The organism is Rhizobium sp. BR 315 (genome assembly GCF_050577975.1).
Classification (GTDB): domain Bacteria; phylum Pseudomonadota; class Alphaproteobacteria; order Rhizobiales; family Rhizobiaceae; genus Rhizobium; species Rhizobium miluonense.
The window spans coordinates 116,061-141,663 of the sequence record NZ_JARWKZ010000010.1; the positions used below are offsets into that span (position 1 = coordinate 116,061).

General features: G+C 58.5%; 30 protein-coding genes and 1 pseudogene. 18 read left to right on the plus strand and 13 right to left on the minus strand.

All coding sequences use genetic code 11. The features are described from left to right. The first annotated feature begins 6 nt into the window (after positions 1-6). Complete coding sequence (locus tag QD409_RS13435; protein ID WP_092852113.1) at positions 7-816, plus strand: hypothetical protein; 810 nt, start codon at positions 7-9, stop codon at positions 814-816. A gap of 82 nt (positions 817-898) precedes the next feature. Continuing rightward, positions 899-1,777 carry an amidohydrolase family protein gene (locus tag QD409_RS13440; RefSeq protein ID WP_092852115.1) on the plus strand — a complete coding sequence of 293 codons (879 nt, stop codon included), beginning with the start codon at positions 899-901 and terminating at the stop codon, positions 1,775-1,777. Positions 1,778-1,789: 12 nt separating this feature from the next. Here QD409_RS13440 and QD409_RS13445 read toward each other — a convergent pair whose 3' ends face one another. Next, on the minus strand, positions 1,790-2,554 hold the full coding sequence (locus QD409_RS13445; protein WP_159432176.1) for a DNA-binding transcriptional regulator: 765 nt from the start codon (positions 2,552-2,554) through the stop codon (positions 1,790-1,792). Between the two features lie 285 nt (positions 2,555-2,839). On the opposite strand from QD409_RS13445, the gene QD409_RS13450 reads away from it, so the two are divergent. From QD409_RS13450 to QD409_RS13470, 5 genes are all read left to right on the plus strand, one after another. Beyond that, on the plus strand, positions 2,840-4,309 hold the full coding sequence (locus tag QD409_RS13450) for an aromatic amino acid lyase (protein WP_159432177.1): 1,470 nt from the start codon (positions 2,840-2,842) through the stop codon (positions 4,307-4,309). A gap of 88 nt (positions 4,310-4,397) precedes the next feature. After that, entirely contained in the window at positions 4,398-5,438 is a 1,041-nt protein-coding gene (locus tag QD409_RS13455; protein WP_092852121.1) for an ABC transporter substrate-binding protein, read from the plus strand. A 5-nt stretch (positions 5,439-5,443) separates the two neighbouring features. Continuing rightward, positions 5,444-6,328, plus strand: a complete 885-nt coding sequence (locus tag QD409_RS13460; RefSeq protein ID WP_430762906.1) for an ABC transporter permease — start codon at positions 5,444-5,446, stop codon at positions 6,326-6,328. A 10-nt stretch (positions 6,329-6,338) separates the two neighbouring features. Next, positions 6,339-7,139: an ABC transporter permease gene (locus QD409_RS13465; protein ID WP_092852218.1), complete on the plus strand. Its 801-nt coding sequence runs from the start codon at positions 6,339-6,341 to the stop codon at positions 7,137-7,139. 19 nt (positions 7,140-7,158) lie between these two features. Continuing rightward, the gene (locus QD409_RS13470; protein ID WP_092852123.1) at positions 7,159-8,223 is read left to right on the plus strand and encodes an ABC transporter ATP-binding protein; all 1,065 of its coding nucleotides are present in this window, start codon (positions 7,159-7,161) and stop codon (positions 8,221-8,223) included. Positions 8,224-8,426: 203 nt separating this feature from the next. Here the strand turns inward: QD409_RS13470 and QD409_RS13475 are convergent, their stop codons facing one another. From QD409_RS13475 to QD409_RS13500, 6 genes are all read right to left on the minus strand, one after another. Further along, positions 8,427-9,248, minus strand: a complete 822-nt coding sequence (locus QD409_RS13475) for an aldo/keto reductase (protein ID WP_430762911.1) — start codon at positions 9,246-9,248, stop codon at positions 8,427-8,429. An 88-nt stretch (positions 9,249-9,336) separates the two neighbouring features. Continuing rightward, positions 9,337-9,768: a DoxX family protein gene (locus QD409_RS13480; protein ID WP_092852127.1), complete on the minus strand. Its 432-nt coding sequence runs from the start codon at positions 9,766-9,768 to the stop codon at positions 9,337-9,339. 61 nt (positions 9,769-9,829) lie between these two features. Beyond that, positions 9,830-10,528, minus strand: a complete 699-nt coding sequence (locus tag QD409_RS13485) for a pirin family protein (protein WP_092852129.1) — start codon at positions 10,526-10,528, stop codon at positions 9,830-9,832. A 126-nt stretch (positions 10,529-10,654) separates the two neighbouring features. Further along, on the minus strand, positions 10,655-11,548 hold the full coding sequence (locus QD409_RS13490) for a LysR substrate-binding domain-containing protein (protein ID WP_208858666.1): 894 nt from the start codon (positions 11,546-11,548) through the stop codon (positions 10,655-10,657). Between the two features lie 20 nt (positions 11,549-11,568). Beyond that, entirely contained in the window at positions 11,569-12,054 is a 486-nt protein-coding gene (locus QD409_RS13495; RefSeq protein ID WP_092852133.1) for a nuclear transport factor 2 family protein, read from the minus strand. A gap of 300 nt (positions 12,055-12,354) precedes the next feature. Further along, positions 12,355-13,302, minus strand: coding sequence for a LysR family transcriptional regulator (locus tag QD409_RS13500; RefSeq protein ID WP_092852135.1), 948 nt, complete (start codon positions 13,300-13,302; stop codon positions 12,355-12,357). A 168-nt stretch (positions 13,303-13,470) separates the two neighbouring features. On the opposite strand from QD409_RS13500, the gene QD409_RS13505 reads away from it, so the two are divergent. The 11 genes and pseudogenes from QD409_RS13505 to QD409_RS13555 form a co-directional block, all read left to right on the plus strand. Beyond that, entirely contained in the window at positions 13,471-14,082 is a 612-nt protein-coding gene (locus tag QD409_RS13505) for an FMN-dependent NADH-azoreductase (RefSeq protein ID WP_092852220.1), read from the plus strand. 75 nt (positions 14,083-14,157) lie between these two features. Beyond that, on the plus strand, positions 14,158-14,790 hold the full coding sequence (locus QD409_RS13510) for a YceI family protein (protein WP_245298063.1): 633 nt from the start codon (positions 14,158-14,160) through the stop codon (positions 14,788-14,790). 4 nt (positions 14,791-14,794) lie between these two features. Continuing rightward, positions 14,795-15,409, plus strand: coding sequence for a cytochrome b (locus QD409_RS13515; RefSeq protein ID WP_092852139.1), 615 nt, complete (start codon positions 14,795-14,797; stop codon positions 15,407-15,409). After that, the gene (locus QD409_RS13520) at positions 15,406-15,993 is read left to right on the plus strand and encodes a YceI family protein (protein ID WP_092852141.1); all 588 of its coding nucleotides are present in this window, start codon (positions 15,406-15,408) and stop codon (positions 15,991-15,993) included. Before QD409_RS13515 ends, QD409_RS13520 begins: the two co-directional genes overlap by 4 nt. Before the next feature lie 80 nt (positions 15,994-16,073). Further along, positions 16,074-16,946, plus strand: coding sequence for an NmrA/HSCARG family protein (locus QD409_RS13525; protein ID WP_092852143.1), 873 nt, complete (start codon positions 16,074-16,076; stop codon positions 16,944-16,946). A gap of 50 nt (positions 16,947-16,996) precedes the next feature. Next, positions 16,997-17,527, plus strand: coding sequence for a hypothetical protein (locus tag QD409_RS13530; protein WP_092852145.1), 531 nt, complete (start codon positions 16,997-16,999; stop codon positions 17,525-17,527). A 34-nt stretch (positions 17,528-17,561) separates the two neighbouring features. Then, positions 17,562-18,005 (plus strand): MFS transporter, encoded by a 444-nt coding sequence (locus QD409_RS13535; RefSeq protein WP_245298064.1) that lies wholly within the window; start codon positions 17,562-17,564, stop codon positions 18,003-18,005. An 18-nt stretch (positions 18,006-18,023) separates the two neighbouring features. Further along, complete coding sequence (locus tag QD409_RS13540; protein ID WP_425348546.1) at positions 18,024-18,218, plus strand: 3-keto-5-aminohexanoate cleavage protein; 195 nt, start codon at positions 18,024-18,026, stop codon at positions 18,216-18,218. Positions 18,219-18,409: 191 nt separating this feature from the next. Then, complete coding sequence (gene blh, locus QD409_RS13545) at positions 18,410-19,705, plus strand: bifunctional sulfur transferase/dioxygenase Blh (protein WP_092852149.1); 1,296 nt, start codon at positions 18,410-18,412, stop codon at positions 19,703-19,705. After that, a complete protein-coding gene (bigR, locus tag QD409_RS13550; protein WP_092852151.1) occupies positions 19,699-20,034 on the plus strand; it encodes a sulfite-sensing transcriptional repressor BigR in 336 nt (111 codons plus the stop codon). Before blh ends, bigR begins: the two co-directional genes overlap by 7 nt. Positions 20,035-20,101: 67 nt before the next feature. After that, positions 20,102-20,403 (plus strand): annotated as a pseudogene (locus QD409_RS13555) (ISL3 family transposase); the annotation flags it as partial. A 130-nt stretch (positions 20,404-20,533) separates the two neighbouring features. Here QD409_RS13555 and QD409_RS13560 read toward each other — a convergent pair. The 6 genes from QD409_RS13560 to QD409_RS13585 form a co-directional block, all read right to left on the minus strand. Beyond that, the gene (locus QD409_RS13560) at positions 20,534-20,872 is read right to left on the minus strand and encodes a cytochrome C oxidase subunit IV family protein (protein WP_092852153.1); all 339 of its coding nucleotides are present in this window, start codon (positions 20,870-20,872) and stop codon (positions 20,534-20,536) included. Between the two features lie 10 nt (positions 20,873-20,882). Beyond that, positions 20,883-21,605, minus strand: coding sequence for a heme-copper oxidase subunit III family protein (locus QD409_RS13565; protein ID WP_092852222.1), 723 nt, complete (start codon positions 21,603-21,605; stop codon positions 20,883-20,885). A gap of 12 nt (positions 21,606-21,617) precedes the next feature. Further along, positions 21,618-22,322, minus strand: coding sequence for a cytochrome c oxidase subunit 3 (locus QD409_RS13570; protein WP_092852155.1), 705 nt, complete (start codon positions 22,320-22,322; stop codon positions 21,618-21,620). Then, complete coding sequence (locus tag QD409_RS13575; protein ID WP_092852157.1) at positions 22,319-24,097, minus strand: cytochrome c oxidase subunit I; 1,779 nt, start codon at positions 24,095-24,097, stop codon at positions 22,319-22,321. Before QD409_RS13575 ends, QD409_RS13570 begins: the two co-directional genes overlap by 4 nt. Positions 24,098-24,153: 56 nt before the next feature. Beyond that, the gene (locus QD409_RS13580) at positions 24,154-24,969 is read right to left on the minus strand and encodes a cytochrome c oxidase subunit II (RefSeq protein ID WP_092852159.1); all 816 of its coding nucleotides are present in this window, start codon (positions 24,967-24,969) and stop codon (positions 24,154-24,156) included. A 233-nt stretch (positions 24,970-25,202) separates the two neighbouring features. Continuing rightward, the gene (locus QD409_RS13585) at positions 25,203-25,589 is read right to left on the minus strand and encodes a c-type cytochrome (protein WP_092852161.1); all 387 of its coding nucleotides are present in this window, start codon (positions 25,587-25,589) and stop codon (positions 25,203-25,205) included. Positions 25,590-25,603 lie beyond the last annotated feature (14 nt).

The following is a 25,603-nucleotide window of genomic DNA, read 5'->3' on the forward strand; positions in this document are numbered from 1 at the left end:
TGAACGATGATTTTACGCCCGGTTTCGCTTTCCTACTTTTCCAAGGACCCTGCCAGACGCTCCGTCATTCGCGGCCAGAATTTCTCCGTCGAATGCGTCAGAGGCGCAAACGCCACGGAGCATATGATCCATAGCGATCGGGAGACAATCCTCATCCTTGCCGAAAGCGCCGCGACGCTGATAACGGATTTCGAGACGGTGGATGTCGCGTCCCGTTCTATAGCCATCGCACCGGCCGGCACGCTCAGGCTTCGCCTGCCGCAAGCTGCAAGATGCTTCGTCTTGACGACTGGCCGCACCGACATCGACCCTCGCGATATCATCAATGCGAGCGATTACGACACGCTCGATGAACGTGTCCTGCCTGTCGTAAAGCCCATGGAGCGGCTCGCGAAGGATGCCAAGCGCGTCCATACCTACCAGGTGGATGAGGTCCCGTTCCCGGACGGCAACCCGAGACTGAAGTTCTTTCAAAGCGAGACGATGAGTATCAATTGGGTCGAATACGACGGGCAAAGGGACCGAACGAAGCTGTCGCCACATGCGCATGAGGATTTCGAACAAGGATCCCTCGCGATCGCAGGCGACTTCATGCACCATATCCGCACCCCATGGGCGTCCAATGCAGAACACTGGCGCGATGATCAGCACATAAAGGCGTCGGCGGAAAGCATGCTGATCATTCCGCCCGAGCTTATTCACACGACGGAGGGCGTCGGCACCGGGCAGCATATTCTCATCGACGTGTTCGCGCCGCCGAGAACGGACTTCATCGCTAAAGGCTGGGTGTTCAATGCCAGCGATTACCGGGCGTGATTAGACGGTAAGTTCCCTGGATTGCCGAAAGGCCGTCGATCTCAACCCAGTCAACGAATTTCGTTCGAACGGAGATGCCGTCATGCGACCCGAAACGCGGACAAATCCGCTTCCCTTCAAACATGGCGTTTGCGATTGCCACGTTCACGTGTTTGACGACCCGGAGACGTTTCCGTTCGAAAATACCCCGGCCTACGCGCCGCCATTTTCGCCGGCGAGCAGCCTTGTGGCGGAAGCCACTCGAGTGGGCGTGTCGCATGTCGTCCTCGTCCAGCCGACCCCCTATGGGCGAAATCTTGATCTGTTGAGGGCAACGCTTAAGAAACTGGGTGCGCAGGCCAGAGGCATCGGCGTGGCCGACGCATCGATCGGTGCCGATGGTTTTACGGCTCTCAAAGGGGAGGGCATCGCCGGGCTGCGGTTCGTCGAAAACTTGCTGCCTGACGGCAGCCGCATGCCTGGGACCGTGCCGCTCGACACTCTGTTCCAGAAACTCGCGCCCGATTTGGCGGAGGCTGGTATGCATGCGGAGATCTGGGCGCCATTATCGACGACGCTCGAACGGTGGCCGGAACTGGAAAAGACGCGGGTTCCGATCGTGCTCGACCATATGGGCGGCTTTGATCCGCAACTCGGACTGGAGCACCCACATTTCCAGCGCCTCCTCGCATTGGTGCGGGACGATGCCGTCTGGGTCAAGCTCGCCGTCTGCCGGCGCGCGATCGGTGTCGGTTACGATGCCATCAGGCCCTTCCACGATGCCTTGGTGGAGGCCAACAGCCACCGCCTGTTGTGGGCAACCGATTTTCCTTTCGTGCGGTTTCCCGGAACACCACCGACGATCCCCTATCTGCTGGATCTCTTCAAAATGTGGGTTTCGGATAGCGTCTTGATAGAGCGAATTCTCTCTGGTAACCCGACCAAACGATACGGTTTTCAACCGTCCTTGCGCGATCAATGATCTGGTGGTGCTTCATGAAGCCTGCAACTGCGCTTCGATGGCCGCGACATTCTCGCGCAACGCTTCGATAATGGCTTTCCGGTTTTGATTTCCGCGCAAGGCGGACCTGAAGTAAGTGACGCCGAATGTCGCAAGGACCCGCTCGCCTGAGCGGATCGGAAATGCGATCGTGCCGGAGCTTTTCGGCTCAAGCTCGGGGTTTCGTTCCGCAAACCCCTTCGCTCTCGTGCGAGTGACCATTCTTTCGAACGTACCCTCGCTCATCTGATTGTTTTCCGGGTCCTGGGAGGCCCGCATGACATCCCGCAAAATTCGCTGTTCCTCGGGCGGGCAAAAGCAGACATAGGCTCGGCCCAGCGCACGGCCGCCCAAACTCAGGCGTCGCCCGAGCGACGCATGAAAGGGCGAAATCGGACTGTCGGGGATCGTGCTGTAGTTGATGACGACCGCATCGATATCCAACGTGCATATCGCGCAAGGCCACAATATCTCCTTCGTCAGCTTATCGGCGAAGGACCGCGCCACCTCGATGACTTTCGGAGCGCCATGAAATCCGGAACTCAGGTTGGCGATTGCCGAAGTGACATGGTAGCCGCGTGTTTTCTCATCTTGATTGACATATCCGGCGGCGATCAGCGTCTGCAGAAACCGCACGACCGTCGGCTTCGGAATGCCGGTACGCGAATGTATTTCCCTCACCGTCACGAGGCCACCCTGGTTCACGGCGGCAAGGACCGCAAGAGCCTTGGTCACCGCTTGAACAGGCGCGAATGTCATCAGAAACCTCCAACAGCCGAAAACACCGGGCCGCACCGGACGCAAACCAGGCGGGATCGGTCTCCCACTTCCGATTAGATCGTTATGCCAATCCCGCGCAAGAGCAGTGTCTGCAGGTCCGCAGTTCGTTTCATCCAATGAAACGGGCTGATTATGGTGTTGTTCGCAGACGTTGAATGCCCTACCCATCGACCACGATAGCGCATGAGATCAGTCTCGGCTGCGCAGAGCGGGTCGAAAGTCCCACACACATCATTTTTCGGTAGGCCAGGCGGACCGCTCCAGATGCAATCATCGCAGCAACATGTCGTCGAGATCACCGGTCAAAGCCTGAGCATCGAACAGGCTGTTTCCGTGTCCCGGCGTGGCGCCAAAGTGGCCCTAAGCTCCGATGCCATCGAACGCATGTCGCGCGGCCGCCGCATATTGGAAGAGGCGATCAGCCGCGGCGAGCGGATCTATGGCGCGACCACAAGCGTGGGTCCGAAGACCACGGCCAGCATCAGCCAGGCAAACACTGCCGAATTCAGCCGGCGTCTGCTGCGGACGCACAATGCCGGACATGGACCGGTCGCCGGCAAGGATGTGACGCGCGCTACCGTTCTGCACCTTCTCAATTCGCTGGCAAGCGGCACCACCGGCGCACGGCCGGTCCTGGCGGAACGGCTGGTGGATGCCCTGAATGCGGATCGACCGATCGCTATGCATCTCTGGGGCTCTATGGGACAGAGCGACATGTCTGCTATGGCCGATGTCGCATTGGCGCTGTTCGATGATATCGAGCTCGAGGCCGGCGAAGCCCTTGCCCTCTTGAATTCCAGCGCCATGTCGACGGCCGTCGCGGTTCTGTCCTTCGTCGATCTTCATCGCCTGCTGCAGTTTTCGACGCTGGTCGGCGCGCTCAGCATGGAAGGCTACGCCGCCAATCCTTCAATCGTTTCCGATATCGCGCTCCAGTCCCGGCCCTTTAGCGGCCTCCACCGGCATGGCGTGGCGATCCAAAAATATATCGAGGGTAGTTATATCCTTTCGCAAGGCGGTCCGAGAAATCTGCAGGACCCGCTCTGCTTTCGCTCCATGGCGCTGATCCATGGTGCGGCTGAGGACGGTCTTTCCTTTTCGAGACAACAAATCGAGCGTGAGCTGAACGCAAGCCAGGGCAACCCTGTAATATCGCTGGAGCATGGCGGTCTCGCTGCGGTAGCGAACTTCGATATGGTCACGCTCTGCATGGCGCTCGACGTGATGCGGCTTGCTTTCGCGCCGGTCGTCACCAGCTCGACCGAGCGGCTTGCGAAACTCGTCGATACGACGTGGTCCGGCCTTGCGATCGGCCTGATCGAAGAGGACGGCATTGGCGCCCCGGGCTTCAATGGCGTTGCGCTGTTCCACAAGTCGATCACATCGGAAGCGCGGCTACTGACTGCTCCCCTGGCCGGCGAGTTGGCAAGCTCGAGCCATTCCAACGGGGTCATGGATCGAGCATCGCTTGCCGCGCTCGGCGGCCGGCGCGGTCTGGAACTAGCCGATATAGGCAAGTCGATCGTTGCCATGGAGTTGATGGTCGCGGCGCAGGCCGCGGAACTTCGAGCAAGAAAGCCACTCGGCAAAGTCACCAGTCAATTATTCGCCTTTGCACGGCAAGCAATAGCCTTCGCTGCCGCAGGGGAAAGGCCGCCCAATGTGCAGCCTCTGCTGGAGCAGCTCGAACGCAACCGGGACGCTGTCGACAGCATGATTGCATCACAAAACTAGGCGGATACATCCGTGCGACCGGAGGGAGCGCACGCTCAGCAAGGTTGCGCGGGAAACGATCCGGAACGAACAAAATGAGGAGGAACTTATGTTGAAAATAGGCAGCTCCATACTGGCCGTCATGATCAGCGCCACGAGCGCTTTGGTGGCCGTTGGCCAGGCACGGTCGGAGGAAAAGTCGCTAACTTTCGTCTCCTATCAGGGCACCCTGCAGGATTCGCAGATCAAGGCCTGGCAGCAGCCCTATACGGCCAGCCAGAATGTCCAGTTCGAAAACGATTCACCGCCCGACGGCGCCAAGCTGAAGGCGATGGTCGAGGCTGGAGCCGCCTCCTGGGACGTTGTTGACCAGGGAGCCGCCTTCGCCGAGCAGAATTGCGGCAAGCTCCTTGAAAAGCTGGATTTTTCCAAGATTGACACCTCGCAGTTTCCCGAGGGTTCCGTCAGCGATTGCGGCATGCCTGTCTATTTCTTCGCCCTGACCTTCGTATACAATACCGAGAAATATAAGGATCATCCGCCGACGAAACTTGCGGATTTCTTTGATCTCAAGAATTTCCCGGGAACGCGCGTTTTGCCGCCGGATATCAGCCTCGGCACGCTGGAATACGCCCTCATGGCGGATGGCGTCGACGCCAAGAGCCTCTATCCGATCGATGTCGATCGTGCCCTCAAGAAGCTCGATACGATCAAATCATCGATCATTTTCACCAAGACGAACGGCGCGCTTCAGCAGGCGCTCGTCGATGGTCAGGCCGACATGGGCTTTGCCGTGACCGGGCGCGTGATCGCATCGGCCAAGGCCGGCGCTCCGATCGCTCCGGTTTGGGACAAGACGATCCTCGGCTGGGACGCGCTGATGATCCCGAAGGGCACGGCAAACCTGACGACGGCGATGGATTTCGTTCAGTTCGTCTCCCATCCCGATCAGAACAAGCGTTTTGCCGAGCTTGCGGGCGTCATCGCCGCAACGAACAAGGCGGCGCCGGACTATTCAGACCTGAACAAGACGTTCAATCCGCGCCTGCATGATGAGACCGGAAACAAGGTCCTGCTTTCCAACGTGAAATGGTGGGCGGCAAACCTCAATACCGTCATCGCCAAGGTTACTCCCTGGATGTCTCGATAGGCCCAATGATGGAAGCAGTTATCAACAACCGCGCCTCCGAAGGGCGGAAAACCAAAACGGCGCCAATCAACATCGCGGTCTGGCTGCCGCTTCCATCGACCGTTCTATTGCTCGGCACCTTTCTCTATCCACTGCTTTCCATCGCGATGCGAAGTTTCACCGATCCCGAGTTCGGATTGCAGAATTACGCATCGCTTCTGACCGATGACATCTCGATCGTCATTATTCTGCGTACTCTCCGTATCGCTGCGATCGTCGCAGTCGTGACGCTGATCATAGGTTTCCCCTATGCCTATACGCTGACGCTCGTCACGCCACGGATGCGCGCCGTGCTCATGACGATAGCCCTTTTGCCGTTCTGGACCTCGGCTATTGCTCGAAGCTTCGCCTGGACATTGCTGATGCAGCGCGGCGGCTTAATCGAAACGGCCTTCTCCTGGATCGGCTTGCCGGGTGTGGTGCTGGTGCGCACGTCGACCGGCGTGACGATCGCGATGGCGCAAGTCCTGTTGCCCTACATGATCCTGCCGCTCTACAGCAATATGCGCGGGATCGACCAGCGCCTGCTGGACGCGGCAGCTTCCATGGGGTCCCCGAGATGGCGAGCCTTTCTGGAAATCTATCTGCCGCTTTCGTTACCCGGCATGCTGGCTGGCCTGTCTCTCGTTTTTGTCATCTCTCTCGGTTTCTACGTCACCCCGGCAATCCTCGGCTCGCCGCAGGAGGCACTCGTTTCGCAACTGATCGCTACACGCGTCGACACATTGCTCGATTTTGGTGGGGCCGGTGCGCTTGCCGTCATCGTTCTGCTGGTCGCCGCGGCCTTGATGGCGCTGATCGGCAGGCTGAATGCTCGCCTCGATCTGCAATCCAATATGGCTGGAAAATGAGGTGAGCGCGATGTCCTTTTTCTCGACGCGCCGTGAAGGCGGACCTGGCGCCCTTTTGCGGCTAATGACCCTGCTGACGGCGATCCTGATTGTTCTGCCCACTTTCGTCGTGATCCCGGCAAGCTTCACCGCCGGAGAGACATTTCAATTCCCGCCACGGGAATGGTCCTTGCGTTGGTATGAGAATTTTTTCACGTCGCGTATGTGGCTTTCGTCTCTGCTGCAGTCGCTGCAGATTGCGTCGCTCACCGCCGTCCTTGCCACCGTTCTCGGTATCAGCACGGCCATTGGGCTCACCCGCATTCCGCGCAGGACGGGCGCGGTGTTGAGGCTCTTCTTCTCGCTCCCGCTGACCGTTCCGAGCGTGGTGATCGGAATCGCGGTGTATGCCGTATTCCTCAAATGGCATCTTGCCGGCACCTTGTCCGGCCTCGTTCTCGCGCATACGGCGCTTGCCATCCCCTTTGTGATTACGACCGTCGCCGCCAGCCTCACGGGCTATGACAACACGCTCGATCTCGCCTCATCGAGCCTGGGTGCCGGTGGCATCACGACGCTTTTGCGGATCAAGATTCCGCTGCTTGCGCCCGGCGTTATCTCAGGGTTCCTTTTCGCCTTCGTCAGTTCGTTTGACGAGTTCGTCGTCGCGCTCTTTCTGCAGACGCCAAAACTCAGGACGCTGCCGGTCCAGATGTACAACTCGATCGTTCTGGACATGGATCCCACCATATCGGCGGCCTCCAGTGTCATTGTTGTCGCCACAACGATCGTCTTCCTGCTCGTCTCGCTCAGAGCCGGCAACAAGATTTAGAAAACGCGGTTCCGCAAGAATGATGAAAAAGCACTCGATCAAAATCTCGAACGCAACCCGCTACTATCCGGGCGCCACACGGCCGGCAATCGACGATATTTCGCTGGATATCGCACCGGGCGAATTCATGACGTTTCTCGGTCCGAGTGGTTCCGGCAAGACAACCCTGCTGTCCATCATCGCCGGCTTTGTCACGCTCAACACCGGCTCGGTGGAAATCGACGGCAAGGATATCACCAATCTCAAACCGCATAAGCGCGACCTCGGCGTGGTCTTCCAGCAATATGCGCTTTTCCCGCACATGACAGTGCTCCAGAACATCGCCTATCCGCTTCGGCAAAGAGGCATCCCGAAGGCGGAGATCGAAGCGAAGGTGAGGCATGTTCTCGACCTCGTGCAGCTCGGCGATTTCGCGCATCGATTGCCCCGGCAGCTTTCGGGCGGCCAGCAGCAGCGCGTCGCGCTCGCCCGCGCCGTCGTCTACGAACCCAGGGCGCTGCTGCTCGACGAGCCGCTCGGAGCGCTCGACAAGCGCCTGCGTGACCGGCTGCAGCTCGAGATCGCCCGCATGCATCGCGAGCTCGGAATGACATTCGTTTTCGTGACGCATGATCAGGAGGAAGCCCTAACGCTGTCTGATCGTATCGCCGTTTTTAACAGCGGGAAGATCGTGCAGGTCGGAACGCCGACGGAACTGTACCGCAACCCGAATTCGCTGTTCGTTGCAAAGTTCCTTGGAGAGTCCAACATCATGGAAGGATCAAGTCGGGGAACAAATATCGTTGTTCGTCCTGAGCATGTTCATCTGAAGATGCCGGCCAATAAGTGCTGCGAAGATGAGGTTTCGAAGGCCGCAAGAATAACCGATGTCGCCTTCGCTGGCGCCCACCTCAAGGTGGGACTGGCGTTCTCTGACGGCGTCACCGGTTCATCCTTGATCACGGCTGGCAACCCATTGCATTTCCAGCGTGGCGAAGAAGTCCTCGCTGTGTGGAACAAGGCAAACCAGCACATCGTTGCGAACGAAGACCTCACCGCCGATTCCACTGATAGCCTTCGAAATCATCTTAGTGAAGTTCGGTAGGTCTATGCTGTCGCTTGACCCTTAATATGAGAACGCGGCAGTTTTGGCTCGTTTTAGCAGTTAATTTGAGAATTCCGCGACGACGACAGGAGTTCGTTGGTGTGGAGAGCCAGTGTTACCGGCAATTGCTGTAGGGACGTGCCTCGGAGCGTTGGCTTGGATCACGTCATGGCGACGATCGCAATAAGCCGTATAGGTCGACCTCAGTCCCAAGCTGGAGCAAGGCCGGGAGGATTTACAATTCGGCTTCCGGGTGTCGCTAATTTTGCGATCTCGCTCATTTCAGCGCTGGTGAGTTCGAAATCAAATACTTCCACGTTGTCGCGGATTCGATCTGCCCTCGACGACCTGGATAGGGCCACGACGCCTTGCTGTACAAGCCACCGCAGGACGATTTGCGATATGGAGCGCCCATGAGATTCAGCAATTCGCATGAGCGTCGGGTCATGAAAGACCCGCCCGACGGCCATTGCGCAATAGGCGATGATGGTCATGCCGACGCCTCTGGTTGCGGTCATCATAAGGTCTTGATCAAGAAAAGGATGAAATTCGAACTGGTTTGCCACAAGCGGCCGGTCAGACAGTGTGACGGCCTGTGCTATCAGGGAGCGATTGAAGTTGCTGACGCCGATGTGCCGGGCTTTTCCCTGCTTCACCGTTTCGTTCAGCAGTCCGATCTGATCGGCCAGGGGAGTGGCGGCGTTCGGCCAATGCAACAAAAGCAAGTCGACATAGTCGGTGTTCAGCTTTTTCAGGCTTTCATCGACCGATTGGGCGAAGTTGTCGTTGGAATAGTTTGCGACCCAGACTTTGGTGGTAACGAAGACATCAGCGCGCCGCAAACCGGAGCGAAGGATCCCTTCTCCCACCTCCGTCTCGTTGCCATAGATCTGAGCGGTGTCTACGTGGCGGAAACCGGCGCGGAGCGCTTCACTGATGAGCTGGACAAGCGCCGTTCCGCGCATGCCATAGGTGCCGAAGCCTAGCGCCGGAATCTTGGCTTCGTTTGCGATAACATATTGCATTTGATAGCCCTCCCTCGGGGATTGATACAAATTGGCCGCAACCCCCGGGGTGGATAGGGTCGCGGCCTCTTTGCTTCGATTGCGTGGCTTAAGCGTTGAGCACCAGTTGAGGATCTGTCGCGGGAGCGGCTCCGCGCAGACGGCGATTGTCGAGGCTAAAGGCACCCGCTCCGAAGTAGGTAATCTGCAGAAGGCCGCCGGCCATCATGACGTTCTTCAGGAAGTGGATCATCTGGTTCTGGTCGGCGAAGTTGCTGTGGAAGAACACGGCTGTCGCCAATGCGAACAAGGACATGACGGCGGCAACGGGCTTGACCCGATAACCCAAGACCAGGAGCAGGCCGCCACCGAGCTCGACCGCGATCGAGCAAGCATAGGCGAGGGGCGGTATCGGCAGGCCGACCGCCTGGATCAAGGCAATCGTCGGTCCGTATGCGGCAATCTTGCCGAGGCCGCTCATCATGAAGGGAAGGCCGATCATAAGGCGACCGAGCAAGGGAAGAACGCGTGTATTGTCCATGATATATCTCCTTGATTTCGATATTGGGTGGAAGGTTCCGATAGGTTGGCGTGGCTTGTTTTCAGGCTGCATCGACGAGGATGAACTCCGCGTCTTCGGTGGCTTCAATCGTCAGATTGTTCTCGGCAATGGCTGCGATGCCATCGCCCGTCGCGACTCGCTGGCCGTTCACTGTGACGGCGCCTCGCGATGGGGCAAGATATGCATTGCGGGACGGATGGATCCGATATTCGACGACCTGTCCCGAAAGAAGCGTTGCAGCGAGGACCCGGGCGTCGGCGCCGATCGACAGTGCCTCGCCATCACCCACGATCCCGCTTGCCAGAGTGACGAGGCGGCCGGCGCGTTCGCGCTTCGGGAAACGCTTGGTACCCCAGCGCGGGGTGCCCCCGGGTCGGCGTGGGCGCAGCCAGATTTGAAAAAGCTTGAGCGGTTCGTCGCCGTCGTTGCGCTCGGCATGCGTTATTCCGGTTCCAGCGCTCATCACTTGGACGTCGCCGGCTTCCGTGCGCCCGACATTGCCCACGCTATCCTCATGGGTGACGGCACCTTCGCGAACATAGGTGATGATTTCCATGTCCGAATGCGGGTGCCGCCCGAACCCCTTGCCGGGAGCGATTTCATCGTCGTTCCAGACGATCAGGGCGCCAAGCGAATGATTGGCCGGATTGCCGTTGTGCGACACGATGAAATGGTGCCGGGCTTTCAGCCAGCCGCGGTCGCCGCCATCCAATGTGTGGCTCGGTCTGAGTTGCAGCATTTTCGTCTCCTGAAACTATGTGGTCCGTGTGGCCACCGCTTATGGAGCTAACATGCCGCGTTTCGCTGATGCTGATAATCTACCTATTTCATAACGTCTCGTTCCATCAGTGGAACGAAGAAGGCGTCAATCGACCGCTTCCTTCAACACATCGCAAACAAAGTCCACGACGGCACGCACGCCGGGAAGCATTCCGCGACGCGATGTAAAGATGATGTGCAAAATACCGTCTGTCCCCGACCAGTGCGGCAGCACGCGCGTGAGACGACCGGCGGTAAGTTCAGTTTCGCAATTGGCAGCGGGAAGAAGAGCAACGCCGATGCCCGCGCACGCGGCGGCGAGGAGCAGTTCGAAGCCTCCTGTCGCAAGCTTGGGTTCGAAGCTGACGATGTTCGAAGAACCGTCGTCGCCAGCAAGAAGGTTCCAGGTGCAGACGCCGGCGTGTTCCTGCTGGCTCAGCAGCGGTATACGCGCCAAGTCAGCGAGACTTTCCAACGGACCGTGTTGCCGGATGAAATGAGGGGAGGCGACGAGTATGCGCCGGCTCATGCCGATCTTCCTCACCTGCAGATCGGCATCCGTGTCCAGACGCTCGCGGACACGAATGGCAACATCCACCCCTTCATGCACGAGGTCGATGCGACGGTCGCTTACGGTGATCAGCATGCGCAGCTTGGGATGCTTGGCAAGGAAGGCCGGAAGCCGAGCGGCAATGAGATGCTGAAGGCCAAGCGGACAGCTCACCCGGACGAGACCACGCGGTTCCGAATGCGTGCGCAGGGCCGTCTCCTCGATGGCCTCGCTCTCGATGACGGCTGCCCGCGCATGCTCATATACTTGGCGCCCCACTTCGGTCAGGACCAAATGTCGCGTACTGCGCTCCAGCAGCCGCACGCCAAGATGATCCTCCAAGATCGTAATGCGTCTGCTCAGCCTTGATTTCGGCAGTCGGAGACTTCGTGCCGCGGCCGAGAATCCACCATTGTCGACCACGGCGGCGAAGAAACGAAGGTCGTTCAAGTCAAGCATCGATCACCGCGCTAGCTGCCGGCCAGGAGACGGCTTTCGATCCAGTCGACCATCAGCTTTCGCTGCTCGAAATACCAACGGCCATCCGCTTTTACGAAGCGATCAAGATATCGGATTGAAGCGACCATCAGGCTGCGATTGATACCATCGACCTTGACATGATGTGCGAGGCAATAGGTAACCCCTGTAGCCGAAACCGGCGTCCATGCCACGGTGCTCTGGCCGTTGAAGTGTGTCGTCGCTTCATATGCGTTCAGGGCCTCGAATACGGGCCGCAAGCCGTCGCGGCCGCGAATTTCCTGTGTCGGAGCAGAGTTTCGGCTGTCCATGAAAACGAGAAACTCGGTATCCGGCGTGAAGAGAGACATCTGGCCTTCGGCGTCCCGCCGATCGGCGCAATGGGCGTAGGCGTCGACAAGTTCGCGAATTGCAAGTCGATCGCCAATTTCCTGCTGGGTCATGTCGTCATGGTTGGATCGTTGCACGGGATGGGTCATAGGCTGGTCCTCCGCTTGGTGGTCGCTCCGGATTACCATATAGGATGTGATCTACGGTTTCTGGAAGTCTTCTTAGACATTGCTGTGCGCGACGAACCACGGAAATAGCTCGAGCGCGTTGCCCGCAAGGACTGCGCGGCCCTTCGGGCTGGCACGCTCCGAGCTCGTCTCAACTTGATGGCGGCGTGTGACCACGCACTATGTATGAGCTGCCGCTTTCGAAGTTGCGGCTCTCCAGAAAGTGCGCCGGCCGCCAATCCAGATAACCGGTGCGATCGGATCGCAGCTTCCGGCCAGCTTCTACGGTGTGACAGACATTTCCGCGGCACCTGATCTGGAGGCGTCGGAAGTGGCTATCGGTATTTCCTGGAGGCGCTCGATGAACCACCGTCCGGCAGGACCAGGAGGTGATTTCGTTTGCCAAACCGCAGACATCGGCACATTCAGACCACCGGGCGGTATATCTTCGATGGTGAGCGCCATAAGACGTCCTTCTTCCAGATCCTTACGCACTGCATGCAGCGGCATGCCACCCCATCCCAGGCCATTGAGGATGAACTGATGTTTTGCAAACAAATCGGCAAGACGCCATGTGGCCGGCGACATCACGCCGACTTCCCGACCAGCCGATAGATCCGATCTGTCGGTAAGCACGATTTGAGTGTGTTTACCGAGCACCTCCTTTGGAATCTTCCCCTTGTATGAGGCGAGTGGATGCTCGAGCGCCGCCACCATTAGAAACGAAACATTGGACAAGCGTTCGCTGGTCAGCGTGGCAGGGATGACAGGCAGAGAGCCGACGATGCCGACGCTGCACTTTCCATCCAGCACCGGTTGAATAGCGGCGCCGAGCGCCTCGACATAGATGCGCAGCGCAACACCCGGATATTGCCGCCGAAACTCCTGGGCAGCCTGGGTTATCGCATCGATGGGATAAAAGACGTCGACCACGACGGAGAGCTCGGGCTCCAGGCCCGCCGACATGCCTTTCGCTCGCGCTTTCATATTATCGACGCTGGCGACAATACCACGAGCGTCCGCCAGCAATACAACGCCCTCCGGCGTGAGCTTTGGATAGCGACCGGATCGATCAAAAAGGACGACGCCGATCTGAGCCTCGAGGTTGCCGACCAATTCACTGACGACGGATTGCGCCCGTCGAACCTTGCGCGCGGCAGCTGAGAAGCTGCCCTCGTCGACGGCAGCGATGAAGCTTCGCAGTTGATCCAGAGAGACGCCGTCCAACATCGTAAGTCACCCGATCTATCGGAATATCAGATGGATAATTCCGGAATATAACGGCTATTCAAGGATAAGCCAAGGGTGAATGATGATGACATCATGTTTGACCATCTCAAGAAACTTCTGTCACGCCAAATATCAACACCATCCGCGCAGTCCTCGGAGGGCGCCCTCATGACGATCTTACATATCGATTCCAGCATTCTTGGCGGGTATTCCGTCAGTCGTTCATTGTCCGCCGAAATTGCTGCAAAGCAGCAGGCGCTTCATCCAGGTACGAAAGTTATCTATCGCGATCTGGTCGCCGATGCGGCCCTGCATCTTTCCGACCGCCACATGGCGGTCTTCCAAGGGAGCGCCGTTACCGATCCGGCACTGGGCGCCGATCTTGCGACCGGAAGCGCCTACATAGACGATTTCTTCGCAGCCGATATCATTGTCATCGGCGTACCGATGTATAATTTCTCGATCCCCTCGCAGCTCAAGGGCTGGATCGATCGCGTCGTCGTTGCCGGCCGGACGTTCCGGTACGGTGCGAATGGCCCCGAAAGTCTGCTTCCCAAGGGCAAGAAGGTCTTCATCGCCTCGTCTCGCGGCGGGGTCTACACGGACGGCGGCCCGGCGTCAGCTCTTGAACATCACGAAACCTACCTGCGAGGCGTGCTGGCTTTCATCGGCCTTACGGACGTTACCGTCATTCGCGCCGAGGGCCTGAACCTCGGGGATGAAACCAAAGCAGCTTCGATCACCAAGGCGAAAGCCGAGATTGCCGCCCTAGTTGCCTGACCGAGACGCAATCGATCCAAGGCGTCGGGCGCACAACAAGCGCTCGATGCCCCTATCAAAATCAAAAGGTGTTCCATGCCTATGAAAATTGACTTGCCTACCACGGTGGCCGTGGTCGCTCTCCTGGCAATGACCACAACAACATTTCCTGCGGCCGCGCAGCAGATCTCATCGCCCGATCCCAAGGCGGTGAAAGCAGGAACCTATCAGATCGAGCCCTACCACACCCAGGTCAGCTTCTCGCTCTCCCATTTCGGCTTTACAAATTTCTCCGGTTTCTTGTCCGGCGCATCCGGCACCTTGAAGCTTGATCCCATGGCTGTTTCGGCGTCCAAGCTTGACGTCTCGATTCCCGTAAGCTCGATCCTGACGACGGCTCAGCCCCTGGACGATCAACTTAAGCAGGGCCAATGGTTTGACGTGGCGAAATATCCCAACGCCACTTTCACATCGACGAAGGTCACCCCAGCCGGGAAAGACGGCGCGACCATCACCGGCAACCTCACGCTTCACGGGGTCACGAAACCGGTTACGTTGAAGACCCATCTCGTAGGCTCGGGTACCGACCCGCTCAGCAAATCGTTCAACGTCGGCTTCGAGGCGGTCGGAACGATCAAGCGCGGCGATTTCGGCATCAAGCAATATCTGCCACTCGTAGGCGACGACGTCACTCTCAAGATCGCCGGCGCCTTCGTTCTTCAGCAGTAGCACCATGCGCCCGGATCGCTCCGCCCATCGCTATACACTGGTCGCCATCATCCTTCATTGGATGATGGCACTGGGGATCGCCGCGCTCGCGTTGATTGGTCTTGCGATGACGCATCTCAAGCTGGCACCGATGCAATTGTTCGAGCTTTATCAGCTCCATAAGTCGATCGGTATCACCGTCTTCCTCGCGGCTTTCCTGCGTCTCGCCTGGCGGTTGACCCATCGCCCTCCGAATTTGCCCGAGGCGATGCCCTCGGTCGAAAAGGCAGCTGCTACGGGCGGTCATCTCTTGCTCTACGCATTCCTGTTTGCCCTGCCGATCACCGGCTGGGCATTGGTCTCGGTGTCGGTGCTCAACATTCCTACGGTTCTCTACGGAGTTCTGCCATGGCCCGATCTGCCGCTGCTATCAATGCTTGACGACAAGGCGCCCGCAGAAGCTCTCGCAAAGCTCGTCCATGCCTATGGCGCATATGTCCTGATTGGCCTTGTCGCGGTCCATGCCGCGGCTGCGCTTCGCCACCACTTCATCATCCGTGATGACGTCTTGAAGCGGATGCTTCCCATTTCCCGTCCGCTGCCAGTCGCTTCACCTTCTACAAAGGAACATTCGTCATGACGCCATTCCGAATGGCGGCGGGTCGGCTCGCCGCATCTGCTCTCCTGATGACGGCATTCGTATCGACCTCTTCGGCGGCCGGCGCCCCAAGCTGGAAGCTCGATCCCGGCAAAAGCAAATTGGGCTTTTCAGGCATGCAGACCGGAGCGAAATTTCAAGGCGGCTTCAGCCGCTACGACGCGGCCATCGAATTCGATCCGGATCATCTTGAAGCCTCCCATATCACTGTCTCGATCGATCTTGCGAGCGCCACAACAAACGACAAGCAACGCGACACGGCGCTGCCGGGCAAGGATTGGTTCGACGTCCCGCAATTTCCTGCAGCGAAGTTCGAGACTAGCGCCATCCGCCGGAAGGACGCAGGCACCTATGAAGCAGTGGGTAATCTGACGCTTCGCGGCGTCACCAAGCCAATCACGCTCCCGTTCACGTTGGAAATGAACGGACCATCCGCCCACGTGACGGGGCACGCCGAGTTGGACCGCAGTGCTTTCGGCATCGGTCAGGGCTCCTGGAGCACCGACCAGTGGGTGTCCTTCGCCGTCGCCGTCGACATCGACCTCACCGCAACACGAGGGAACTGAGGCGCTGAACCACAAGGCAGCAGCGCGATCATCCCGACATCGGAACGAATATCGCTATCGCAAAGGAAAGGAGACCGGTCATGAGTGATAAACTTACTGTCGTCGTCACGGGTGCCACAGGTAAACAGGGCAGCGCTGTCGTGACAAATCTGCTTGAGCGCGGTCACAAGGTTCGCGCCGTCACGCGCAATCCCGAGTCCGCGAAGGCGCAGGGACTCGCCAAGGCAGGCGTCACGCTGGTCCGTGCCTCGCTCGAGGACACGGCCGCGCTGACGAAGGCGCTTGAGGGCGCGACCTCTCTCTTCGCGATGACAACACCATTCGAAGGCGGGCCGAAAGCCGAGACGCAACAGGGTATCTCGGCCGCGAACGCGGCCAATGCGGCAGGCGTGCACCTCGTCTTCAACTCGGCGGGTTCCGGCAATCGACAGACTGGCATCCCGCACTTCGACAGCAAGTACGAGGTCGAAAAGCACATCGGCAAGATCGGCGTACGCGCCACGATCCTGGCGCCCGTCTATTTCATGGAGAACCTCTATTTTGGCATGGAGCAGCTCGCCAAGGGTGTTTTCGCGACGCCGCTTCCGCCGACAAGGCAGCTAGCCCAAATCACCGTTGCAGACATTGGCGCCGTTGCCGTTCGCGTCCTTGAGGAGCCGGGCCGTTTCGCAGGTAAGCGCTTCGATCTCGGGGGCGACGAGCTCACGAGCAACGATGCCATTGCCATCCTGTCGCGTGTCACCGGTCGCCCATTCACCTATTTCCAGGTGCCGCTGGACGTCATTCGCCAACGCATGGGTGAGGACGGCGCCAAGATGTACGAGTGGTTCGATCGCGTTGGCTTCACCTTCGACCGCGCAGAGCTCCGCCGCGAGTTTCCGGACGTCACTTTTCACGACTTCGAGTCCTGGGCGAAGGCACAGAACTGGGACGCGCTTCTCAAAGACGCATAGGCCGTCCGTGGGGCCGATGCATTCAACAACACACGGATGAGGTGATACCAATGAGCAGAATACCTACCCATACGGTCGATGACGCTCCCGCTGCATCGCGCCCGCTCCTGCAAAAGATCGTCCAATCCACCCCGATGGGACGGCCCGCAAACCTGCACGCCCAGATGGCGCATTCTCCCGCGGTCCTGACGGCATATACCTCGCTGCGTGCGGTGCTTGCCGAGCACACTCGCTTCGACCCGAAGGTAGGTGCGGCACTGACCCTTGCTGCTGCGGCTGGGGTCGGCAACGACTATATGATCCGCATCGCAGGCCGGCTCGCCCAAATGAACGGCTGGACCGAAGCGGAGGTCGCAGCGCTACAGAGGGGCACGCCGACAAGCGACGCCAAGTGCGACACGCTGGTCGGACTCGTCAGGGAGGCGGCTGCCAATTCTGCAAACGTCCCCGACGTCACCTGGACGGCTGCCCGGCAAGCTGGCTGGAATGATGAGCAACTTGCTGACGCGTTTGCCTATCTGGGAGCGACCGTGTTCACCGCGTACTTCCTCAATTACGCGCAAACCGACATGGACATTTGACTCCATCCACTGCTCCGCGCCGCCGTCGAATCGCGTGCCGCAAACCACCGAAGTGAATGAAATGACAGGTCAAACTTTGTCGACGCTGGTTGACACACAGGAACGCCAGGCCGGCTTTTCGCGGCATCAGTTGCTCCTAATTGCATTGCTGGCGTTCACGCAGTTCGCGATCATTATGGATTTCACCATCATGTTGCCGCTCGGCGCCGCGGTTTCGGCCTACGCCTTTAGCGCGGGAATTGCGGGCATCCTTGCTGCCGGTTTTGCCGATCGTTTCGATCGTAAGCACCTGCTCCTGTTCTTCTACGTTGGCTTCGTGCTCGGAACCATGCTTTGCGCGACGGCGCAGGACTACCACGCTCTGCTGCTCGGCCGAATTTTGACGGGGCTGTTTGGCGGCGTGATCGGCTCGGTCGTGCTCGCCATTATCACCGACTTGTTCCAGGTGCATATGCGTGCCAGCTCCAATGGTTGGTGAGAAACAAGCCCGCCGGAAATGCCGCGTTTTTCCCATTGGAGAGTCCGCGCATTCGGCCGCAGCGAGGCGGCATGTGCCACCACGGGAGCGCTTCTTGGAGGGTACGTCCGTGTCGGTTTCGAGAACAATCCTTACGGCGCGGACGGAGTTTGGCGTCATCAAACGCGGATCTGGTGCGTAACGTCGAGTTCGCGCTTCGACATCTGGGGATGAACAACCAACAATAGACTGTCTCTAGTCCTGGAGCTTCACCGAGATCGTCAAGTACAGGTTCCGGGAAGCCACCCATGTCCGCGACTCGCTGCCCGCATGGGCGATAGAGGCGACCGTCCGTGAAACGCGCCTTGACATGTAAGTACTATATATTATATGAAATTGTATAATGTTGTTGTGCGGGAGGTATCATGATGGCGATCGAAGTCACTGACTGCATATGGATCGGGCCGCAATTGGACTTGAGGGAGTTTGACGAACTCAAGCGAGGCGGATTCGATACGATAATCAACGTGCGGCGCGATAACGAAGACGCTACCCAGCCGGGTAGTCAGGCGGAAGCCGAAGCGGCGAAACGCGCGGGTCTCCATTATCAGTTCATCCCCGTCGGCATGGATGCAATCACTGTCGCCGACGTTGAAGCTTTCGCCACTGCAATTGGAAAATCGAACGGAAAGGTATTTGCGCATTGCAAATCAGGCATTCGCGCGATGCTACTCCACGCTCTTGCGCTGGTGGAAGCGGGGCGGATGCAGGCCTTCGAACTGGCAGCCTTCGGCAGGAAATACGGCTTTGATCTCTCTGCCGGTGAGGCGTGGCTTGCCAGGCACAATGCGCAGCGGCCGCAGGTGAAGGGCTTCTTCGATCCCCGCAGCTCGAGCGTGCAATATGTCGTCTCCGACCCCGCGACCGGCCGTTGCGCGATCATCGATCCGGTGCTGGATTTCGATGAGAAATCCGGCGCGACGGCGACAACGAATGCCGATACCATCCTCAAATATATCGAGGACAACGAGCTGACGGTGGAATGGATCCTCGATACCCATCCGCATGCCGATCATTTCTCCGCCGCGCATTATTTGAAATCGAAGACCGGTGCACCGACAGTGATCGGCGAGAAGGTGGTCGATGTCCAAAAACTCTGGAAGGGCATCTACAACTGGCCCGCGCTGCCGGCCGACGGTTCGCAATGGGACAGGTTGTTTGCCGATGGCGAGACGTTTTCCGTCGGCTCGATCGAGGGCAGCGTGATGTTTTCGCCCGGTCATACGCTCGCCTCGATCACCTATGTGATCGGTGATGCCGCCTTCGTGCATGATACGCTCTTCCAGCCCGACAGCGGGACGGCGCGCGCCGATTTTCCCGGCGGCGATGCGCATATGCTGTGGCGCTCGATCCAGGCGATCCTGTCGCTGCCCGACGACGTCAGGCTGTTCACCGGCCACGACTATCAGCCGGGCGGCCGGGCACCGCAATGGGAGAGTACGGTTGGCGAGCAGAAGCGCCGTAACGCCCATATCGTCGATACCGACGAGGAGAAATTCGTCACCCTCCGCACCGGACGCGACAAGACGCTAGCGATGCCAAAGCTGATCCTGCATGCGCTGCAGGTCAATGTCCGCGGCGGGCGGCTACCGGAGCCTGAAGACAATGGCAGGCGCTATCTCAAGATTCCTCTCGACGCGTTGGACGGTGCGGCATGGTGAAGAGCCAGGATATCCTGGATCTGATACGGGTTGACGCCGATCCCGCGGCCTTGCACGAAAAGGCGGGCGAAGTTTCGGAACTCCTGAGAACGCTTGCGCATCCCATACGACTGATGCTCGTCTGTACGCTGGTCAAGGGCGAATATTCCGTCAGCGAACTCGAAGAGAAGCTCGACATCCACCAGCCCAGCCTATCCCAGCAACTGAGCGTGCTGCGGGAGGCGGAGATCGTCGAAACGCGCCGCGACGGCAAGCAGATCTATTACCGCCTGACGGAGGAGAAGGCGGCCAAACTGGTCGGTGCCCTCTACACTATCTTCTGTGCCTAGGCAGAGGTGAAATGATGGCCTATCTCCCATCGCTGGTCGGTGGTCTGTTGATCGGGCTCTCGGGAACCATGCGTTGCGCGACAAGGGATTCACCTATAGCGAGATTACACACCGGACCGGCTACGAACGCCGCACCATGGCCAATGGCTCACATTCAAGACGCCGCCGGATAGGCGTCGAGCGGCCTTGAATCCGACATCGCTTTGGTATTTCGAGGCGCTCCTCGCACAATGCTGGAAGGACGGAAATCGCGTCGGCCGTCATCTCTTCCATGATGTCAGACAGCGCGGATATACAGGCGGTTTCTCAAATGTGGAGAGGCTGCTTGGGGCACGGCGCAGGGCTGACGGGCCTGCAACGGATGAGCCGCAGTCCGGGCCGGTGATAATGGACTCCAGGATCACAGGGGATTTATGCATCGACGTGGCTGATCGCGAATAAGGTCAAGCTGGTCATAGTCAAAAAAGTTGCATTTCTTTTGCGCAAATAGCGCCGGCTTTTATTGACCTGTCCCGAAAAAGGCCAGTCGGGTCAGGGCTGTATAGTGCGATTCCGACACCATCAAAGCAGTGAAGACAAGCACGAGGACTGGAGGAAGCAGGATGGCGTAAATCAATGCCAGTCGCTCCCAGGCCATGTGCATAAAAATCGCAACGATCAGTCCCGCCTTCAGAACCATGAAGAGGAGGATCAAGGACCATCTGAGATAGCTCTGGATGCCGAGGTAATCGACGAGGTAGGAGAAGGTGCTAAGGACGAAAAGCAGTCCCCAGACCACCATATAGAGTCTTATCGGATGCTGTTTCTGTTGTCCGGAATGCGTCTGTTCTTGCGCCATGATGCCATCCTCACCACAAATAGAAGAATGCAAAGATGAATACCCAGACCAGGTCCACGAAGTGCCAGTAAAGCCCCGTTATCTCGACGATCTCGTAGTGGCCTTTTCGACTGGTGAAAAATCCACGTCTTTCCTCATCGAAGTCTCCCCGCCATACCTTGCGTGCCATGATCAGAAGGAACAGAACGCCGATCGAGACATGGGTGCCGTGAAAACCGGTGATCATGAAAAAGGAGGAGCCGAACTGCGCCGCACCCCACGGGTTTTCCCAGGGGCGGACTCCTTCCGTGATCAGTTTGGTCCATTCGAATGCCTGCATTCCGACGAATGTCGCGCCGAGGGCCGCCGTCGCCAACATCAGTGCGGCGGTCTTGCGGCGATCGCGGCGGTATCCGAAATTGACGGCCATGGCCATCGTGCCGCTGCTGCTGATGAGGGTGAAGGTCATAATGGCGATCAGGATCAGCGGAATCTCCTTGCCTCCGATTGTCAGGGCGAAAACCTCGCTCGGATTGGGCCATGCGACGGTGGTCGACATGCGCGCCGTCATATAGGCCAGCAGAAAACACCCGAAAATGAAGGTGTCGCTCAGGAGAAAGATCCACATCATCGCCTTGCCCCAGGAGACGTTCTTGAACGCCCGCTGGTCCGAGGACAGATCGGCCGCGACGCCGCGCAGTCCCACGGGCCGCAGAAGTGGATCAGTTGTCGGTCTTTCTATGGATTCGGTCATCATCGAAACTCCTCAGGTGACCAATTGACGGCAGAGATCGACGAAACTGTTTGCCCAGCCGGCGAAGAGCGCAAAAAGGATCAGCCAGACAACGAGCATGAAATGCCAGTAGATGGCGCAAAGATCCACGCTCAGGCAAACTCTTGCCGGCGCAAGGCCGATCCGCGCGCGGATTGCGGTCCGTCCAAGCACGAAAAGTCCGCCCAATATGTGCAGGCCATGCAGGCCGGTGATCATGTAGAAGAAGCTGTTTGATGGGTTATCCGCCAGCACATAGCCTGCTGACATCAGTTGCCGCCACGCAAGAACCTGCCCGGCAACAAAGAGAACGGCCATCGCAAACGCCAATGTAAGAGCCGTATTCAGCATGTCGCGGCGATCAAGACGGGCTTCGGTTTTCGCCCACTGCAGCGCCACGCTGCTGGCGGCGAGGGCCGCGGTATTCACCCATAGCAGCCGCGGGATTGGGATACCCCACCAGTCGGCGCCGCCCATGCGGCTGAGATAGGCGCTGATGAGCAGCGCGAACAGCGCGCCGACGACCGCAAGAAAAATACCGAGCCCGAGCTTCGCTATTGTCACCGATGATCCCCGCATCCCCGGTGCATCGCTTGCCAGACCCACTTCCAGCCAGGGTTTTGAGGTTAGTCGCTGCCTGGCCATCCACCAGGCAATGATGCTGGCGATCCCGCCCATGAAAATGAGAATGACGCTCATGACAGCGCCCTCTCGGACGGCCCGCCCGAAGCCGGCTGGTTCTGCGGCAGGAAGTCCTGGTCCGCTCCGGGAACGCTGTAATCATAGGGCCAACGATAGACGACCGGCAGCTCTTTGCCCCAATTTCCATGAACTGGCGGCGTTTGTGGCGTTTGCCATTCCAATGTCGTTGCCCGCCACGGGTTGCCGCCCGCTTGCCTGCCCCAACGAAGGCTCCAGGCGAGATTGAACAGGAACAGAATCTGAGCGGCGCCGACGACCAGCGCGGCGACGGAGATGAACATATTCAGCGTATGTGCCGACGGTGGAATGAAAGCGATTTCGCCCAGCTCGTAATAGCGGCGCGGCACGCCCATCAGGCCGAGATAGTGCATCGGGAAGAAGATGGCATAGGCACCGAGAAAGGTAATCCAGAAGTGGATATGACCCATCACCACATTCAGCATCCGACCTGTGACTTTCGGATACCAATGGTGGATCGCGCCGAAGATGACCAGGATCGGTGCGACTCCCATCACCATATGGAAATGGGCAACAACAAACATGGTATCCGAGAGCGGCACGTCGACAACGACATTGCCGAGAAAGAGGCCCGTCAATCCGCCGTTGATGAATGTAATGATGAAGGCCAGGGCAAACAGCATCGGCAATGTCAGGTGAATATCGCCCCGCCAAAGCGTCAGAACCCAATTATAGACCTTGATCGCCGTCGGGATGGCAATGATCAACGTCGTGGTCGCGAAAAAGAACCCGAAGTTCGGATTCATGCCGCTCACATACATATGGTGCGCCCATACAACGAAGCTTAGCGCTGCGATGATGACGATCGCCCAGACCATCATCCGGTAGCCGAAGATGTTTTTGCGCGCATGGGTGCTGATCAGATCCGAGACGATGCCGAAGGCGGGAAGTGCGACGATATAGACCTCCGGGTGACCGAAGAACCAGAACAGATGCTGGAACAGGATGGGGCTGCCGCCCCCTTGCTTCAGTTGCTCGCCCATCTCGACGATGGCGGGCATGAAGAAACTCGTGCCGAGCAACCGGTCAAACAGCATCATGACAGCGGCGACGAAGAGTGCCGGGAAGGCGAGCAGCGCCATGACGGTCGCAGTGAATATACCCCATACCGTCAAGGGCATTCGCATCAGCGTCATGCCGCGAGCGCGTCCCTGCAGCACGGTGACGACATAATTCAACCCACCCATCGTGAAGCCGATGATGAACAGAATCAGCGATGACAGCATCAGAATGATGCCCCAATCGCGCCCTCCCGGCGTGCCCGACAGAAGAGCCTGCGGCGGATATAGTGTCCAGCCGGCGCCCGTTGGCCCGCCAGGCGCGAAAAAGCCAAAGACCAGCACGATGACCGCGAGCAGATAGAGCCAGTAGCTCAGCATGTTCGCATAAGGGAATACCATATCACGGGCGCCGAGCATCAAGGGGATCAAATAGTTGCCAAAGCCGCCGAGGAACAGCGCCGTCAGCAGGTAGATCACCATAATCATGCCGTGCATGGTGATGAACTGATAGTAATGCTCCGCATCGATGAAGGAGAAGTAACCTGGAAATCCAAGCTGTAGGCGCATCAGCCAGGACAGTACCAGCGCCACCATCCCGATGGAGATGGCGGTTAGCGCATACTGAATGGCGATGATCTTGGCATCCTGGCTGAAGACATATCTCGTCCACCAGCTTTTCGGGTGATAAAGCTCCACATCCTCGACTTCAGCGGGCTGGATGACCTGCTCGGTGCCGGATCCAATGTCGACCATATCACATTCTCCCTATTCCCACCGATGTGGCTTTTCCCTTCAAGTACGCACGGCACTTACTTGGCCGCCGACTTTTCTGCCGACGCCAGCGGTTGCGAGAAAGTCGGCTGTTGCTGCAGCCAGGCTTGATAGGCGGTCTCGGTATCGACGACGACCGTGCCGCGCATCTGCGGATGACCGACGCCGCAAAGTTCCGAGCAGAGAACTTCGAATGTTCCTGTCCGCGTCGGCGTGAACCAATAGTAAGTGACCGTACCGGGGATCATGTCCATCTTGCCCCGGAATTCGGGCACGTAGAAATCGTGTACGACGTCGATCGAGCGCAGAAGCAATTTGACCGGCTTGCCGATGGGCAAGTGCAACTCGCCGCCTTGAACGATGACATCGTCCATTCCTGCGGGATCATTCTTGTCCAAACCGAGCGGGTTGTCCGCGGTAACATCGCGCGTGTCAGCCCGCCCGAGGCGCCCGTCCGCGCCCGGCAGCCGGAAACTCCATTGCCATTGCTGCCCGACGACTTCGACCGCGCTGGCATCGGCTGGGACCGTCACGAACTGTTTCCAAACGATTAGGCCAGGCGCTAGCATCGCAGCCACGCCGATCGCGGTTCCCCCCGCAAGCCACCATTCCAACCTCTTGTTTTCCGGCTGGTATGCCGCCTGGTTTCCGGCGCGGTGCCTGAAGCGGAGGACGCAATAAGCTATGAACAACACGACCGCCGTGAAAACGAAGCCGGTGATCCAGAACGTGATGACAATCGTGTTGTCGATATAGCTCCAATTGGAAGCGATCGGCGTCCACCACCAAGGGCTCAGCAGATGGAACGCAATCGATCCCACTACCAGTAGAACGAGAACCAATACGACAGCCATCGTCTCCTCCCTGACCGGCCGCGAACGTTTCCACAATCCCATCGCGAAACGTTTTAGTATTATCTCATGAACAAATCACACGGGCAATTGCAGCAACGGCAGGAGTTCATCCCGGCAAACCGCACGGGGCATCCCAACGCCGCAGACCGGACCAGCGGCGTCTATCATTGAACCGAACCCCAGCCGATCCGACCGGCGACACAAAGAGCATCTCGTCCACATCAGGCATCTCGCTATTTGGAGTATTGCTTCAGATAGGCGATCAGATTGGTAATCTCGGTATCGTCCTTCAGCCCGATGAAGGTCATCTTCGTGCCCTTCACCTTCGCCTTGGGGTCGTGCAAATAGTCGCGCAGCGACGTCTCGTTCCACACGAGGCCATCCTTGCCCGCCTGTTGCATGGCCGGCGAATAGGCGAAATTCGGGTGTGTTCCAGCTGTTCTGCCGAACAGGCCGTTCAGGGAAGGGCCGATCTTGTTCTGGTCCGTTTCGGCTATGTGGCAAATGGCGCATTTCTTGAAGACGGTAGCGCCTGCCGCGGCATCACCCTCCTGCGCGAGAGCGCCAAGTGGGAGAGCAATGGCGAAAAGCAGACAGACCGGAAGAAAACGGTAAGACATGGTACTCCTCATTC